Source organism: Bacillus sp. (in: firmicutes) (assembly GCA_012842745.1).
GTDB lineage: Bacteria > Bacillota > Bacilli > Bacillales > Bacillaceae_J > Schinkia.
Genome location: DUSF01000035.1, coordinates 190805 through 207800 on the forward strand (window position 1 = coordinate 190805; position 16996 = coordinate 207800).

Annotated in this window: 15 protein-coding genes and 1 other annotated feature; of the genes, 13 read left to right on the plus strand and 2 right to left on the minus strand. The window is 38.8% G+C overall.

Translation table 11 applies throughout. The annotated features are described in order from the left end of the window. The first annotated feature begins 32 nt into the window (after positions 1–32). The 3 genes from GX497_06005 to GX497_06015 all read left to right on the plus strand — a co-directional run bounded on the left by GX497_06005 (position 33) and on the right by GX497_06015 (position 4642). A complete protein-coding gene (locus GX497_06005; GenBank protein HHY72768.1) occupies positions 33–785 on the plus strand; it encodes an RNA methyltransferase in 753 nt (250 codons plus the stop codon). A 61-nt stretch (positions 786–846) separates the two neighbouring features. Beyond that, positions 847–1112 (plus strand) — a binding site (T-box leader). 55 nt (positions 1113–1167) lie between these two features. Further along, complete coding sequence (gene pheS, locus GX497_06010) at positions 1168–2199, plus strand: phenylalanine--tRNA ligase subunit alpha (protein HHY72769.1); 1032 nt, start codon at positions 1168–1170, stop codon at positions 2197–2199. A gap of 16 nt (positions 2200–2215) precedes the next feature. Further along, complete coding sequence (locus GX497_06015; GenBank protein ID HHY72770.1) at positions 2216–4642, plus strand: phenylalanine--tRNA ligase subunit beta; 2427 nt, start codon at positions 2216–2218, stop codon at positions 4640–4642. Between the two features lie 101 nt (positions 4643–4743). Here the strand turns inward: GX497_06015 and GX497_06020 are convergent, their stop codons facing one another. Both GX497_06020 and GX497_06025 read right to left on the minus strand, forming a co-directional pair. Further along, on the minus strand, positions 4744–5010 hold the full coding sequence (locus GX497_06020) for a phosphocarrier protein HPr (protein HHY72771.1): 267 nt from the start codon (positions 5008–5010) through the stop codon (positions 4744–4746). Between the two features lie 98 nt (positions 5011–5108). Further along, positions 5109–6080 (minus strand): ribonuclease HIII, encoded by a 972-nt coding sequence (locus GX497_06025; protein ID HHY72772.1) that lies wholly within the window; start codon positions 6078–6080, stop codon positions 5109–5111. Positions 6081–6202: 122 nt separating this feature from the next. Between GX497_06025 and zapA the strand changes: the two genes are divergently transcribed. From zapA to trxA, 10 genes are all read left to right on the plus strand, one after another. After that, entirely contained in the window at positions 6203–6499 is a 297-nt protein-coding gene (zapA, locus tag GX497_06030; GenBank protein ID HHY72773.1) for a cell division protein ZapA, read from the plus strand. Continuing rightward, a complete protein-coding gene (locus GX497_06035) occupies positions 6492–7040 on the plus strand; it encodes a CvpA family protein (GenBank protein HHY72774.1) in 549 nt (182 codons plus the stop codon). The genes zapA and GX497_06035 overlap by 8 nt, the downstream gene beginning before the upstream one ends. 61 nt (positions 7041–7101) lie before the next feature. Beyond that, positions 7102–8820, plus strand: a complete 1719-nt coding sequence (gene polX / locus GX497_06040) for a DNA polymerase/3'-5' exonuclease PolX (GenBank protein ID HHY72775.1) — start codon at positions 7102–7104, stop codon at positions 8818–8820. Between the two features lie 21 nt (positions 8821–8841). Next, positions 8842–11199 (plus strand): endonuclease MutS2, encoded by a 2358-nt coding sequence (locus GX497_06045; protein HHY72776.1) that lies wholly within the window; start codon positions 8842–8844, stop codon positions 11197–11199. 30 nt (positions 11200–11229) lie between these two features. After that, entirely contained in the window at positions 11230–11640 is a 411-nt protein-coding gene (locus tag GX497_06050; GenBank protein ID HHY72777.1) for a DUF350 domain-containing protein, read from the plus strand. A gap of 193 nt (positions 11641–11833) precedes the next feature. After that, entirely contained in the window at positions 11834–13528 is a 1695-nt protein-coding gene (locus GX497_06055; GenBank protein ID HHY72778.1) for an AMP-binding protein, read from the plus strand. A 231-nt stretch (positions 13529–13759) separates the two neighbouring features. Beyond that, positions 13760–14533, plus strand: a complete 774-nt coding sequence (locus GX497_06060) for an enoyl-CoA hydratase (protein ID HHY72779.1) — start codon at positions 13760–13762, stop codon at positions 14531–14533. 91 nt (positions 14534–14624) lie between these two features. Then, positions 14625–15398: an electron transfer flavoprotein subunit beta/FixA family protein gene (locus GX497_06065; GenBank protein HHY72780.1), complete on the plus strand. Its 774-nt coding sequence runs from the start codon at positions 14625–14627 to the stop codon at positions 15396–15398. Positions 15399–15413: 15 nt separating this feature from the next. Beyond that, the gene (locus GX497_06070) at positions 15414–16391 is read left to right on the plus strand and encodes an electron transfer flavoprotein subunit alpha/FixB family protein (GenBank protein ID HHY72781.1); all 978 of its coding nucleotides are present in this window, start codon (positions 15414–15416) and stop codon (positions 16389–16391) included. A gap of 203 nt (positions 16392–16594) precedes the next feature. Further along, positions 16595–16909: a thioredoxin gene (gene trxA / locus GX497_06075; protein HHY72782.1), complete on the plus strand. Its 315-nt coding sequence runs from the start codon at positions 16595–16597 to the stop codon at positions 16907–16909. Positions 16910–16996 lie beyond the last annotated feature (87 nt).

A 16996-nucleotide genomic window follows, 5' to 3' on the forward strand; every position in this document is an offset into this window, starting at 1 on the left:
AGTGAAATGAGATGATGAGGTGGCATATGATGATTAGCCGAATTGAATCGACACAAAATCCACGTGTGAAGCAGTGGAAAAAGCTACAAACAAAAAAAGAACGAAATAAAACTGGTTTGTTTTTAATAGAAGGAATGCATTTAATCGAGGAGGCATTGAAATATAAGGCTTTTATTAAAGAATTGATTGTGCGAGAGGGTACGGAATATTCCTTATTAGATGTGGGGAATATTGATATTTTTGAAGTGACTGAAGATATTATGAAGCATATTTCTGATACGGAAACACCGCAAGGGATTGCTGCTGTATGTGGAATAGAAGGCCCGACACCAATCAATATCGCCACAGCTAAGCTTCTATTAGTTGATAATGTTCAAGACCCAGGCAATCTTGGCACAATGATTCGCACAGCAGATGCGGTTGGAATGGATGCTGTTATTCTAGGGGAAGGCTGTGTAGATTTATATAATGGCAAGGTCATTCGGGCGACACAAGGCTCTTTATTCCATATTCCGATTATGGAAGGAAGCTTAGATGTATGGATCAAACGTCTAACTGCTATTGGTGTACCAGTGTTTGGCACCGCACTAGAAGGTGCACGCAATTATAAAGAAATTGAGCCAAAGAAGAATTTTGCCTTGCTTGTTGGCAATGAAGGAAAGGGCGTTGATCCTACATTATTAAAGCAAACGGACGAGAATCTTTATATCCCGATTTACGGCAAAGCTGAATCATTGAATGTGTCCATAGCAACAGGGATTCTTTTGTACCATTTACGTGGGTAATTTTCAGAAACGTTTGCCTCTTTCTTAAACATATACTATAATAGTAAAGAAAATTTTATAGACATAAGCTATGAAGGAACATAGTACGTTACCTCTCAACATGTAGGGAGAAGATGCCGTAGACTGCAAGCATCTTTATGATTGAAGTAGCCGAATTCACTCTGGAGCTGATACTTGGACCTGAAGATTGACCGGAATCACGAAAACTGGTCATTCCAAAAGTAAAGGTATTCCGGTTAGAAAACCGTTATTTGAATGAAGTGAACAGTACGTAATATGTGCTGTTAATTAGGGTGGTACCGCGAATGATAAGCTTTCGTCCCTTTATTGGGATTGAAGGCTTTTTTTATTTTCTAAAAATTTAAGGAGGATCAAAATCACAATGGAAGCACGATTAAAAGAACTGCAAAAAGAAGCTCTTCTAAAAGTGGAGCAGGCCGAGGATTTAAAAGCATTAAATGACATCCGTGTTGCTTATTTAGGAAAAAAAGGTCCGATTACAGAAGTATTACGTGGCATGGGAAAATTATCGGAAGAGGAAAGGCCGATTATTGGGCAGCTAGCTAACGATGTTCGCGCCGCAATTCAAGAAAAATTGGAAGAAAAGCAGGAAAGATTTGAAAAACAGGAAGTTGAGAAAAAGCTGGCAATGGAAACCGTTGATGTAACGCTTCCAGGACGCCCAGTGCGCGCTGGCAACCATCATCCATTAACTGCTGTCATTGAAGAAATTGAGGATTTATTTATCGGTATGGGCTACCAAATTGCCGAAGGCCCTGAGGTGGAAACGGATTATTACAATTTTGAAGCGTTGAATCTGCCAAAAGGACATCCAGCACGGGATATGCAAGATTCCTTCTACATAACAGAAGAAATTTTACTGCGTACCCAAACATCTACAGTTCAGCCGAGAACTATGCATAAACATGAAGGCCGTGGACCTGTAAAAATCATTTGTCCAGGAAAAGTGTATCGTCGTGATAATGATGATGCCACCCATTCCCATCAGTTCATGCAAATTGAAGGCTTAGTTGTTGATGAAAATATTCGAATGAGCGACCTGAAAGGAACACTTGAAGTTTTTGCGAAAAAGATGTTTGGCGAAGACCGCAAAATTCGCCTTCGCCCAAGCTTTTTCCCTTTTACAGAGCCATCCGTTGAAATAGATGTTTCCTGTATGTGCGGCGGGCATGGCTGTTCCATCTGTAAGCAAACAGGCTGGATTGAAATTCTAGGTGCAGGTATGGTGCATCCGAATGTTCTTGAAATGGCTGGCTTTGATTCGAAAAAATACACAGGCTTTGCGTTCGGAATGGGGCCTGAGCGAATCGCGATGTTGAAATACGGCATTGATGATATCCGTCATTTCTATACGAATGATATCCGCTTTTTAAAACAATTTAAACGCGCATAATTAAGGGGGTTACAACGTGTTAGTATCTTATAATTGGCTAAAAGACTATGTTGATATAAATGATATTTCAGCTGAAGACTTGGCAGAAAAGATTACGAAAGCCGGGATTGAAGTTGAACAAGTTGAGGTTTTGAATAAAGGGATTGAAGGTATTGTTGTTGGTCATGTCTTAGAATGTGTCAAACACCCTGAGGCTGATAAGCTTAATATTTGTCAAGTTGACCTTGGCGAAGAGGAGCCAAAGCAAATTATTTGCGGGGCACCGAATGTGGCAGCAGGACAAAAGGTCATTGTTGCGAAAATCGGTGCTGTTCTTCCAGGAAATTTTAAAATTAAAAAAGCAAAGCTCCGTGGTGAGGTTTCCAATGGGATGATTTGCTCTTTACAAGAGCTTGGTATTGAAACGAAATTTGTACCAAAAGAATATGCAACAGGAATTTTTGTTTTTCCATTTGATGTAGAGGTTGGTACAGACGCACTTGAATACTTAAATTTAAACGATAAAGTGCTAGAGCTTAGCTTAACACCGAATCGTTCTGACGCCTTAAGCATGCTAGGTGTTGCCTATGAAGTTGCTGCCATTTTAGGACGTGAAGTAAAGCTGCCAAAACTAGTCATTACTGAAACGAAAGAAAAAGCTTCAGATTATATTAAAATTACGATTGATGCAAAGGAAGATTGTCCGTATTATGCTGCTCGTGTCGTAAAAGGCGTCAAAATTGCTCCATCACCGCTATGGATGCAAACTCGCTTAATGGCTGCTGGCATCCGCCCAATTAATAATGTAGTTGATATTACAAACTATATTTTAATTGAATATGGCCAACCGTTACACGCCTTTGACTATGACCGTTTAGGATCAAAAGAAATTTTAGTAAGACGGGCAAAACAGGAAGAAAAATTTGTAACGCTTGACGACCAAGAACGAGCATTAAAAGATGACCAGCTTCTGATTACAAATGGTACAGAGCCTGTTGCTTTGGCAGGTGTAATGGGCGGTGCTGATTCTGAAGTACATGATGGTACCGTTAATGTTTTAATCGAAGCGGCCGTTTTTAATGGTCAAACAGTTCGCCGGGCATCAAAATATCATGCTCTTCGCAGTGAAGCAAGCACTCGTTTTGAAAAAGGTATAGACCCACTTCGTACAAAAGAAGCAGGTGATCGTGCCGCAGCATTAATGGCTGAACTTGCTGGTGGGGAAATTCTCGAAGGCGTTGTTGACGTCGATTATTTAGATACTACATCTATAAAAGTGACTGTATCAACGGAGCGCATTAACCAAGTTTTGGGAACTAGCATCACAACGGAGGAAGTAGGGCAAATATTTGCACGTTTGCAATTTGCCTACACAGAAAATAATGGTGAATTTACAGTAACAGCACCGTCAAGAAGACGTGATATTGCGATTCCTGAAGATTTAATTGAGGAAGTGGCCCGCCTTTACGGCTATGATTATATTCCAACGACATTGCCAATCGGTGATGCAACACCTGGAAAATTATCTACTTATCAAGCTAAGCGCCGTAAGGTCCGCCGATTTTTAGAAGGAGCAGGATTGACTGAGGCTGTTACGTATTCACTAACAAGCTCCGATAAAGTGGAATGGTATAAAGATGATACTACAAAAGCAACACCAATCCGCCTATCAATGCCAATGAGTGAAGAGCGCAGTACGTTACGCTTGAGTTTAGTGCCGCACTTACTTGAGGCAGTTGCTCATAACAATGCACGTCAAATCGCTGATGTAGCACTTTATGAAATTGGAAAAGTATATTTAATCCCTGAGAAAATTGAAGCAGAACAGCCAAATGAAAGAGAGAATTTGGCAGGTGCGATAACTGGATTATGGCACACCCATTCTTGGCAAGGGGAAAAGAAAGCTGTTGATTTCTTTGTAGCCAAAGGAATTCTTGAAGGCTTATTTGCCTTGCTTCGTTTGGATGGCCGTATAACCTTTGAACAAGGCAAGAAAGAAGGCCTTCATCCTGGACGGACAGCAATCATAAAGTTGGACGATGAATATCTTGGTTTTGTCGGTCAAGTACATCCTGAAGAGCAAAAGGCGCTTGACCTTGCCCCAACATATGTATACGAAATTAACTTAGATAAACTATTGCGTGCAGATGCTCCGGAAATTAAATATGAAGCAATACCACGCTTCCCATCGATTACACGTGATATTGCTTTAGTAGTCGACGACAATGTTGTTGCAGGAAATATTCAAGCTGCTATAAAAGAAGCTGGCGGCAAGCTTCTTAAAGAAGTATCAATTTTTGATTTATACCAAGGTGAGCATTTGGAAAAAGGCAAAAAATCACTTGCTTTCTCATTGCGTTATTTTGATCCAGAAAAAACATTAACAGATGAAGAAGTTGCTAAAGCACATGAACAAGTGTTAGAGGCTGTTGAAGAAAAAGTAGGTGCAGCCTTAAGAGGCTAAGTACACTTTACTTTCCAATAAAAAGAGCTAAGTTTGCATACTGCATCCTTTAGCTCTTTTTTTGTAAATATATTCTTTCATAATTATCGGATGGAGTATCATTATTCTCCTAATCCTTCTGCTTTTAATGTTTCTTCAATTTCAGTATTTGCTTGTTCTTCATCAACACCATCACAGATAATTTTAATTTTTGTACCCTTTGGAATTCCAAGTGACATTATGCCCATGATTGACTTCAAATTCACTTTTTTATCCTCATACTCCAACATCACATCGCATGCAAATTTACTTGCAGCTTGAACAAGTAGTGTAGCTGGTCGTGCATGAATACCAGTTTCACTAGTTACCGTATAAGTTTTTTCAGTCATCAAGTTATCCCCTTTATAAAAAGATACTATCGAAAGGAATTTATAGGGTAGTTTCCCCGAATAACGAACAAATCATTCTTTTAGGGGCAGAGAACAATCTAGATAAAACGTTTTGCTTTCTCAGTATTGGCGAAATGAAGCTTAGCAACTTTTAATAACGCTGCTTCCCCATGTTTTTTAATGAATTCAGCGGCTATCTTGTCTACTTTTGGCCCAGCTCCTTTTGGCAGCTCAAACCCAGCATAATCACTTAGCTTTTCAAACTCTTTGACAAATGCATATCGTGCAATTATCGAAGCTGCTGCTACAGCAATGTGAATACCTTCAGCTTTTGTGCTGAAATACACATTTTCCGATTTCCAAGGAATGTCTTTGCTATTTAAATAGCGGAAGAAAATGTTTGGCTCACAAAACTGATCAATTAAAATCCCGTCCAAATGATTTTCTGAATTTAATCTCCCAAGCACTTTGCTGATGGCTTGGTTATGTAATAAAGCTTTGAGTTTGCCTTGATTCATTCCACTCTGTTCTAGTTCGTTGTACTTTTCATTTCTTAATATAAGTAAGCTATGCGGTATGATCGGGATAATCTTTTCGGCAATCCTTGCGATTGCGCTATCATTTAAATCTTTCGAATCTTTTACTCCTAATTCTTTTAAAAGCTCAATTTGCTCACTTGACACAAAAGCGGCGACAACTGTGATTGGTCCGAAGTAATCACCAGTACCAACTTCATCTGAACCAATAATCGACAGCTGACTAATGTTTGCTGGCGGTAAATATATTCCTGTTTGTCGTCCAGAATTTGTCCTCCCCTTTTTTTGTATTCCGCTTTCAGTTGGTTTAGACAAACTAGAACTATGTTCATGCTGCCCCCATTTACTTGCTTCTACACTAGCCCCTTTTCCTTGGAATAACACTTTTCCAGATTTGTATGCAGTAATTGTACAACCACCTGATTTGGCAACAAATATACTGCCTGGCGGGTTTTGACTGACAATTGCCGATTTATAATAAAATTCCATTTCACCGATCAATTCTTTAGAAACGGTTAAAACCGTATTTGACATCGCTAAATCTCCTTTTTTCGATTAATAATTTTGAAAAGGCTTATACATTCATGGTATCATTAAATAAAATTATTCGTGGTAATTTTTCAAAATTTTAGTATTTTATAGGGGGCCTTTGCTTGGTGTCTGAACAAAATAGAAAAAGAATTTCAGTCGATATATATGGTCACCAATATACAATAATAGGGGATGAAAACTCAAGCGATATTCGTTTAGTTGCCAGTATGGTTGATAGTAAAATGAAGGAAATTAGCCAATGTAATCCCTGTTTGGATACAAATAAACTGGCAATCTTGACGGCTGTAAATATTGTCAATGATTATCTAAAACTAAAAGCAGAACACGATACATTAAAAAGAGATTATGAAAGCTTACTAATAAAACTTGAACAGAAAGAGGAAAAATTAAAAAATGGTTGATTTCATTTTACTTTTTGTCCTTGTAATCGGCTTTTTCATTGGCTTTAGACGTGGCTTCGTAATGCAAGTCGTTTACTTCGCTGGCTTTATTGCTTCATTTGTCGTTGCTTATCTATATTCCGATGACTTAGCTCCTTATTTAAAGCTTTGGGTGCCGTTTCCAGCACCATCTAAAGATAGCGCGGTTTCATTATTATTTGATACCTTTGATTTGGAAGCTGTTTACTTTCGGGCAGTCGCTTTTGCTGTCCTTTTTTTCGGTACAAAAATTGTAATGCATTTCGCTGGCTCAATGTTAAATTTTTTAGTTGATTTACCATTCTTGCGTACAATTAATGGCTGGCTAGGTGGGGCTTTAGGATTTGTTGAGGTGTATTTAATCATCTTCATCGTTCTTTATGTAGGTGCTTTAACACCAATTGATTCCGTACAGACGATGATGAATGATTCTTTATTGGCAAAAGGGATCATTGAGCACACGCCGATTGTATCTGGAAAGATTAAGGAACTTTGGTTTAACGCTGAAACAACATATTTTTAATAATCCTCCATGTTACAGGCATGGGGGTTTGTATTTTAAGGTTGAAAAGTAGGTGCTTATTTTGGAAATAAATAAAAAAGATATTATCAAAACGTTAGAAAAAATTGCGATTTATTTGGAGATAAAAGCGGAAAATCCTTTTAAAATATCTGCCTATCGCAAAGCGGCGGCTGCTTTAGAAGCGGATAATCGCAGTTTAAGCGATAGTAATGATTTTTCAAAAATAAATGGGATTGGCAAAGGCACAGCTGCTGTCATTCAGGAATTATTAGAAACAGGTAAATCGACGGTTTTAGAAGAACTAAAGGAACAAGTACCAAATGGATTATTGTCATTATTAAACTTGCCTGGCTTAGGTGGTAAAAAGATTGCAAAGCTATATCAGGAATTGAATGTGATTGATGTTGCATCATTAAAACAATGCTGTTTAGAAAATAAAGTTCAAAAGTTAGCGGGCTTTGGTAAAAAGACAGAGGAAAAAATTTTAGCTGCGATTGAGGATATTGGAAATCGCCCTGAGCGTTTACCGATATGGTATATGCTAGAGGTTCTTAAGGCAATTGAGGTGCAGCTCGCTAAAATGGGCGACATCATTCAGTTTTCACGGGCAGGCAGTCTGCGGAGAATGAAAGAAACAATCAAAGATTTGGATTTTATTATCGCAACGCTACATCCAACATCAGTTCGAGAACAGCTTTTGCAGCTCGAAAATATCTCCGATGTAATCGCAAGCGGGGACACAAAAGTATCTGTAGTCTTGCATTATGACTATGATGTTTCGGTTGATTTTCGTTTAGTAGAGCCGAAAAGCTATGCTACAACATTACATCATTTTACAGGGTCTAAAGAGCATAATGTAAAAATGCGTCAACTCGCAAAAGAGCGTGGCGAGAAAATCAGTGAATATGGTGTTGAAGTGCTTGAAACAGGGGAATTGTTGACATTTACGACGGAGGAAGAATTTTTTGAGCATTTTGGCATGCAATTTATTCCCCCGGAAATGAGGGAAGATGAAGGTGAGGTTGAAGCTGCTAGTAACGGGGAAATGACAGCAATCTTAGTTACGGATATTAAAGGTGACCTTCATATGCATACAACATGGAGCGATGGAGCCTACTCCATTCAAGAAATGGTTGAAGCAGCTAGAAGAAAGGGATACGCTTATATTGCGATAACAGATCATTCCCAATACTTAAAGGTTGCTAATGGTTTAACCGCTGAGCGTCTGCGCGAGCAACGAAAGGAAATTGACAGGTTGAATGAATTAGATGATGATATTACCATTCTTGCTGGAGTGGAAATGGACATTCTTCCAGACGCGACGCTTGATTTTGACGACGAAGTTTTAAAAGAAATGGATCTTGTAATTGGTGCGATTCATTCAAGCTTTTCACAAGACCGTGATAAAATAATGAAGCGCCTAATCACTGCGTTAGAAAACAATCATGTCAACATAATTGCCCACCCAACTGGGCGACTAATTGGGAAACGGCAAGGCTATGATGTTGATTTAGAGATGTTAATTGAGCTGGCAAAAAAGACGAATACAGCGCTAGAATGCAACGCTAACCCACACCGCTTAGATTTATCAGCAGAGTGGTTGAAAAAAGCGCAAGAATCGGGTGTGAAGCTAGTTATTAATACAGATGCCCATCAACTTGAGATGCTAGAACATATGGAAATAGGGGTAGCAACAGCTAGAAGAGGCTGGATAAAAAAAGAGAATGTTATTAATACTTGGCCGATAGATGAACTAATGAAATTTTTAAAGGGGGTCTGACCCCGCAAATGGAGGTAAATTGTGAACAAACGAGTTCTTCGCATATTAGAGTTTGAAAAAATTAGGAAAGCTTTAACGAAACATGCTGCCTCATCTTTAGGAAAAGAAAAGGCTGAGAGTTTAATGCCATCCTTTGATTTTGATGAAGTTGTAAAATGGCAGGAAGAAACTGATGAAGCAGCAAAAGTAGTAAGGCTAAAAGGACAAGCTCCTCTTGGCGGCATTTTTGATGTTCGTCCCAGTTTAAAAAGAGCGCAAATTGGTGGGGGTTTAAGTGCCAGTGAATTATTAGATATTGCAAGTACTATTTATGGTGGACGGCAAATAAAAAATTTCATTGAAGCCATGGTCGAAGATGGAGTCGAACTACCAATTTTAACGAGCTACATTGAAGAAATTATCCCATTAACAGATCTTGAACGACAAATAAAAAGTTGTATTGATGACCATGGTTATGTGATGGACGGTGCTAGTGATAAATTGCGCAGCATCCGCCATACACTCAGGTCAGCAGAATCAAGAATACGTGAAAAATTAGAAAATATGACACGTTCTTCGTCCGCGCAAAAAATGCTGTCAGATGCGATTATTACGATTCGCAATGACCGCTTTGTCATTCCGGTAAAACAAGAGTACCGTAGTGCATATGGCGGAATCGTTCACGATCAGTCAGCTTCAGGGGCAACGCTTTTTATTGAGCCGCAGGCCGTTGTTGAACTTAACAATCAGCTTCAAGAAGCGAGGGCAAAAGAAAAACAAGAAGTAGAAAGAATTTTACATGAACTGACCCAATTTGTTGCTGAAGAGGCAGAGCAGATGCTTCATAATGTGAAAATTTTAGCGGAAATAGATTTCATGTTTGCTAAAGCATTATATGGACAGCAAATAAAAGCATCAAAGCCAAAGATGAATAATGAAGGTAAAATAAGATTATGGAAAGCTCGCCATCCACTTATAGATATAAAACAGGTTGTTCCAAACGATATTATACTTGGCGAAGAGTATTCCGCTATTGTCATTACCGGTCCAAATACTGGAGGTAAAACTGTTACATTAAAAACAATCGGCTTATTAACATTAATGGCGCAGGCTGGCCTGCAAATCCCAGCTCTTGATGGGTCTGAGATGACAGTGTTTACTAATGTATTTGCCGATATTGGTGATGAGCAATCAATTGAGCAAAGCCTAAGTACTTTCTCATCCCATATGATTAATATTGTTGAAATATTAAAACGAGTCGATGCTAGTAGCCTCGTTCTATTTGACGAATTAGGGGCGGGAACTGACCCGCAGGAAGGGGCCGCACTCGCGATTGCAATTCTAGATGATGTCTATAACCGTGGTGCCAAAGTAGTCGCTACTACTCACTATCCGGAATTAAAAGCATATGGCTATAACCGTTCCGGTGTCATCAATGCCAGCGTGGAATTTGATGTTGAAACGCTAAGTCCAACTTATCGATTGCTCTTAGGGGTTCCCGGCAGAAGTAATGCCTTTGAAATTTCAAGTCGCTTAGGCCTTTCCAAGCATATTATCAATCATGCTAAAGGGTTCGTTAGCCAAGAAACAAACAAAGTTGAAAATATGATTGCATCATTAGAGGAATCTAGGAAAAAAGCAGAAGAAGACTGGAATGAAGCCGAAGCGACACGCAAGGATGCTGAACAGCTTCATAAAGAGCTACAAAAACAAATTATCGCCTTTTATGAAGAACGCGATAAAATTTTAGAAAAAGCCGAAGAAACAGCAAAAGAAGCCATCGATAAAGCAAAAGGTGAAGCGGAAGCGATCATTAGAGATTTAAGAAAAATGAAATATGATGCAGCTGTTGCCGTAAAAGAGCATGAATTAATTGAGGCGCGCAAAAAGCTTGAAGAAGCCGCACCAACGCTGCAAAAAAATAAAAAAGGCATCCAAAAACAAGTGACAAAGCAAAAGCTTCTTCCAGGGGATGAAGTAAAAGTCGTTAGCCTTGACCAAAAGGGACATATAGTTGAAAAGATTAGCGACGATGAATATCAAGTGCAAATTGGCATCCTTAAAATGAAAGTGAAAGAAAAGGACCTTGAATATAGTAGCCGACCAACACCAGTTGCGTCAAAACCATTAGCGACGATTAGAGGGTCAGACCATCATGTAAAACCAGAGCTCGATCTTCGTGGCGAACGTTTTGAAGATGCAATCCTTATAGTTGAAAAATATATCGATGATGCGCTTTTAGCAGGTTATCCAAGCGTCTCCATCATCCACGGCAAAGGAACAGGCGCACTCCGTAAAGGGGTGCACGACTTTTTGAAAAATCATCGCCATGTGAAAGCATACCGTCTCGGTGGCATCGCTGAAGGTGGAAGTGGCGCGACTTTCGTTGAGTTAAAATAGTGATCCAAAAAATACAGGGAGAGGTCATTCATGAATCATTTTTGGGAAAACAAATTTGTTTATACCGCTGCCCATTATAGTGTTGTTGTGTTATCAATCGTGGTTTTTCTTTCCATTTTTGAACTCGTTACAAAGTACCGAAATATGGAACAAATCAAAGCGGGGAATCTTGCTGTTGCAATGGCAACGGGGGGGAAAATATTTGGAATAGCTAACATATTCCGATTTTCGATTCAGCATAATGATTCATTAGTTATGATGTTACTATGGGGCTTATATGGATTTATTTTACTTTTAACAGGTTATTTTATTTTTGAATTTCTTACCCCGACCTTTAATATTGACAAAGAAATTGAAAAAGGAAACATAGCGGTTGGTTTTCTAGCAATGGTGATTTCGGTTGGATTATCTTATGTAATCGGCGCTAGTATTGTTGCTTGAAGAAAGAGGGGATGAAGGGAATGGATATGGAGAGGTTAGCTAAAATTTTAATGGTTGTATGTGGCCTTTTTCTTCTTATTGGGGTCATCTACTGGATACTTTATGCGTAAAAACCACGGTAAAAGCCGTGGTTTTTACATACTACCATAATAAATAGAATATATTTTACAAAAGCGTTCAAGGGGGTATGAAGATGGACATCATTCTTGAAAGACAATGGCTTTGCCTATACCCTAAAGAAATTCCACACCATCTAAATTATGAAGAAAAACCGCTGTTTGCCTTTTTAGAGGAAGCTGCTTACGTCTCACCTGAAAAAAACGCCATCCACTTTTTAGGTAAAGAGCTTACGTACAAAGAGCTCTACGATGCGTCATTAAAAGTAGCCAATTATCTCCGAAGTTTAGGAGTAGAAAAAGGTGAGCGTGTTGCCATCATGCTGCCCAATTGCCCTCAAGCTGTAATCAGTTATTACGCGATTCTTTTTGCTGGTGGAATTGTTGTGCAAACGAATCCGCTCTACACCGAACGGGAACTGCAATTTCAACTGGAAGATGCTGGAGCAAAATGGATTGTTTGTTTAGACCTCTTATATCCGAAAGTTGTAAAAGTGAAATCATCTACTAAAATTGAACAGATTATTGTGACTAGCATAGGCGACTATTTACCATTCCCCAAAAACATCATCTATCCCTTTATTCAAAAAAAGCAGCATGGAATAAAGGTGCAAATCGCTGACAATGGCGAAACAACGCATCAATTTAAAAAAGCGTTAAAAAGTAGCAAAGCTGAAAAAATACCCCTCATAATAAACCCAAAAGAAGACATTGCCCTCATCCAATACACAGGTGGCACTACAGGCCAAGCCAAAGGTGTTATGCTTACCCATTATAATCTTGTTGCCAATACAACAATGTGCATTCATTGGATGTATAAAATGAAAAAAGGAGAAGAACGAATTTTGGGCATCCTTCCTTTCTTTCATGTGTTTGGCATGACTGTAGTGATGAACTTAGCCATCATGTTTGCCTCAAAAATGATCCTGCTCCCTAAATTTGATACCGTGGAAACATTAAAAGTGATTGAAAAACAAAAGCCAACAATCTTTCCGGGTGCACCAACAATCTTCATTGCCTTATTAAATCACCCCCATATTGCTGATTATGATCTTTCATCGCTTGATTCTTGTATAAGCGGTGCTGCTCCATTACCAATTGAAGTTCAAGAGAAATTTGAGGAAATAACAGGTGGAAAGCTCGTTGAAGGCTATGGTCTTACAGAAGCTTCACCAGTAACACATGCCAACTTTTTATGGGATATTCCTAGAGTCAAAGGAAGCATTGGCGTTCCTTGGCCAGATACGGATGCATTTATATTTTCTTCAGAAAAAAATGGTCCTGCTAATCCATATGAAATTGGTGAAATCGCCATTAAGGGTCCGCAAGTAATGAAAGGATATTGGCAGCGTACTAACGAAACAGCCGCAAGTTTTTATAAAAATGAATGGCTGTTAACAGGTGACCTTGGCTATATGGACGAATACGGCTATTTTTATATCGTTGACCGCAAAAAGGATCTAATTATTGCTGGTGGGTTTAATATTTATCCCCGTGAAATTGAAGAAGTATTGTATGAACATGAAGCTGTTATAGAAGCTGTTGTTATAGGGATTTCCGATGAATATCGGGGTGAAACGGTGAAAGCATATGTCGTTTTAAAAGATGATGAGTCCACTACAGCCGAACAGTTAGAAAAACATTGCCGCCAATATTTAGCAGCTTATAAAGTCCCACATCTATTTGAATTCCGTAAAGAACTGCCGAAAACAGTGGTTGGAAAAATAATAAAGCGTAAATTACAAGAGGAGGAAAATAAAAAAACTAAATAATAGTTCAGTCAGCCGATTATTGGCCAAAGGAGTAATAATCGGCTGACTGAATCTAATACATTACGGATGTAAGAAATTTTCGAAAAATCAAACTAAATGTGCAGGAGAATTAAAATTAATAGAGAAATTATTAGCTATAGAATAATCAACTTCTAATTTACAGAATCATTGCATAGGAATTAGTGGTGGACAAATTGTTTGTAAGAAATGGACAGGGGGGAAAGAAAGTAGATGGATTTTTTTACTGTGGAAACGAATGAGTACATTGCTTTAATTACTTTGAATCGACCGCCTGCAAATGCTTTAGCATCTGAGGTTTTGCAAGAACTTTCACTTGTTTTAGATGAAGTTGAAAGGAATGATGATGTACGGGTTCTTTTACTAAAAGGTGAAGGCAGATTTTTCTCGGCTGGTGCAGATATAAAAGAATTTACCGAGGTTGAATCAGAAGAAGGCTTCACAGAAATATCAAAAAGAGGACAAGATGTTTTTAGCCGGATTGAAAACTTTTCAAAGCCCGTTATTGCCGTCATTCATGGTGCAGCGCTAGGCGGTGGATTAGAACTTGCGATGTCCTGCCATATTAGGTTGGCAAGTGAAAATGCAAAACTGGGTTTACCAGAGCTTACATTAGGAGTTGTTCCAGGATTTGCAGGAACGCAGCGCTTACCGCGTTTAGTAGGAATACCAAAAGCAGCCGAAATGATGTTTACGAGCGAGCCGATTTCCGGGACAGAAGCGGCGGTCTTAGGGTTAGTGAATCATGCATATCCGGAGGAAAGCTTATTTGATGAAGCAAATAAGCTAGCGCAAAAAATAGCGGCGAAGAGTCCAAATTCATTAAAAGCGGTTATTGAACTGTTACAATTTGCAAAAGTTTCTTCATTTGGACAAGGGTCTGAACAAGAAGCAAAGCTATTTGGAGAGATTTTCATGTCGGAAGACGCAAAAGAAGGGGTTAGCGCATTCCTTGAAAAACGCTTTCCACAATTTAAAGGAAAATAAGAGCAACGTTTTTGCGCTCTAGAACTGAGCGCTCGCTCAACAAAAAATGATAAAATCCTACAAATAATAACAATATAAGGAGGGAATTGTAATGAATATTTATGTAATCATGAAAAGAACATTTGACACAGAAGAAAAAATTGTGATTGCTAATGGCAAGATTAGCGAGGATGGGGCAGAGTTTATTATCAACCCCTACGACGAATATGCGCTGGAAGAGGCAATTCAATTAAAGGAGAAGCATGGCGGTGAAGTAACAGTCGTGACTGTTGGCACTGAGGATTCAGAAAAAGAGCTGCGAACAGCCTTAGCAATGGGTGCAGACAAAGCGGTTTTAATCAATATTGAAGATGATATCGAAAATGGTGATCAATATACAACCACAGCAGTTCTTGCTGAATATTTCAAGGACAAGGAGTTTGATATCATCCTTGGCGGCAATGTCGCGATTGATGGCGGTTCTGGACAAGTAGGCCCGCGATTAGCAGAAACCCTAAATATTAATTACGTAACAACGATTACGAAAATTGATGTTGACGGTACAAAAGCGACGATTGTGCGCGATGTCGAAGGCGATAGCGAAACAATTGAAACAACATTACCAATCCTTGTAACAGCACAGCAAGGTTTAAATGAACCGCGCTATCCATCATTGCCTGGAATAATGAAAGCGAAGAAAAAGCCTTTAGAAGAGCTTGAACTTGATGATTTAGACATTGACGAAGATGATGTGGAAGCAAAAACGAAAACACTTGAAATATATTTACCACCTAAAAAAGAAGGCGGCAAAATTCTTGCAGGTGAGACAAGTGAGCAAGTAATAGAATTGGTGAAATTATTGCAAACAGAAGCAAAAGTAATTTAATTGGGGGGAGAAAAAATGACTAGAAAAGTACTAGTAGTAGGGGAAGTTCGTGATGGCAATTTACGAAACGTTTCATATGAAGCAGTGGCAGCGGGAAAACTAATTGCTGAGGGCGGGGAAGTTGTTGCTGTTTTAATAGGTGAAGCCGTTCAAAGTTTAGGGGAGGCGATGATTCAATACGGAGCAGACCGTGTTATCACAGTAGAAAATGCCCAACTAAAAAATTACACAGCTGACGGCTATGCCCAAGCACTCCTTGCTGTTGTAAATGAAGAAAATCCAGGTGGCATTATCCTTGGCCATACAGCCCTTGGCAAAGATTTATCGCCGAAAATGGCAGCCAAGCTTAACTCAGGCCTAGTTTCAGATTGCGTAAATATTGAAGTTACAGGTGACAATGTTATCTTTACACGTCCAATTTATTCTGGGAAGGCTTTTGAAAAGAAAATCGTCACAGATGGCATCATTTTTGCAACAATCCGCCCTAACAATATTGCACCATTAGAAAAGGACGAAATACGTACAGGTGAAATCACTTCTCTAAACGTTGATGTTAAAGACTTACGCTCTGTCATTAAAGAAGTAGTCCGTAAAGCATCAGAAGGCGTCGATCTTTCCGAGGCAAAAGTAGTTGTCGCTGGTGGCCGCGGTGTAAAAAGTGCAGAAGGCTTCGAGCTTCTGAAGGAATTAGCCAATTTACTAGGCGGAGCAGTAGGGGCATCACGTGGTGCTTGTGATGCTGATTATTGTGACTATTCGCTGCAAATTGGACAGACAGGGAAAGTCGTTACCCCTGATTTGTATATCGCCTGCGGCATCTCTGGTGCTATACAGCATCTAGCTGGAATGTCAAACTCAAAAGTGATTGTGGCGATTAACAAAGACCCTGAAGCCAATATTTTTAATGTTGCTGATTATGGTATTGTCGGTGATTTATTCGAAGTTGTTCCATTACTAGTAGAAGAATTTAAAAAAATAAAAGTGAACGCCTAAATTAGAATTTCCGAAAGGCAAAAGACGTGTGGTGGAAAACACTACATGTTCTTTTATTTCATAAAGTTAAATACCGGTGTTTCAAGGTGTAATATACTTTTAAATAGGAAATATTAATTTAAGTGCAAATGATTCGCGTCAAATAACTTAAAATGATATACTCTTAATAAAATAAATAAAGCTTCTAAAAAGGAGGATAAAAAATGGCAATAGTAAACGCTACAGATCAAAATTTTGCAACTGAAACAAGTGAAGGTGTAGTACTTGTGGACTTTTGGGCTCCTTGGTGTGGTCCTTGTAAAATGATTGCTCCTGTGTTAGAGGAAGTCGATTCTGAATTAGGTGAAAAATTAAAGATTGTTAAAGTAGATGTTGATGAAAATCCAGATACCGCTGCTCAGTTTGGTGTCATGAGCATTCCAACCCTTTTAGTTTTTAAAGATGGAAACAAAATAGACCAATTTGTTGGTTTCCAACCTAAAGATGCACTTTTAGCAAGACTAGCTAACCATATTTAATGAAAATAGAAAAAATAAGCCAGGAAATTTTGGCTTATTTTTTTTATCCCGTTATTAAAGTATAATTTGAATGGGATGGGGGTGATG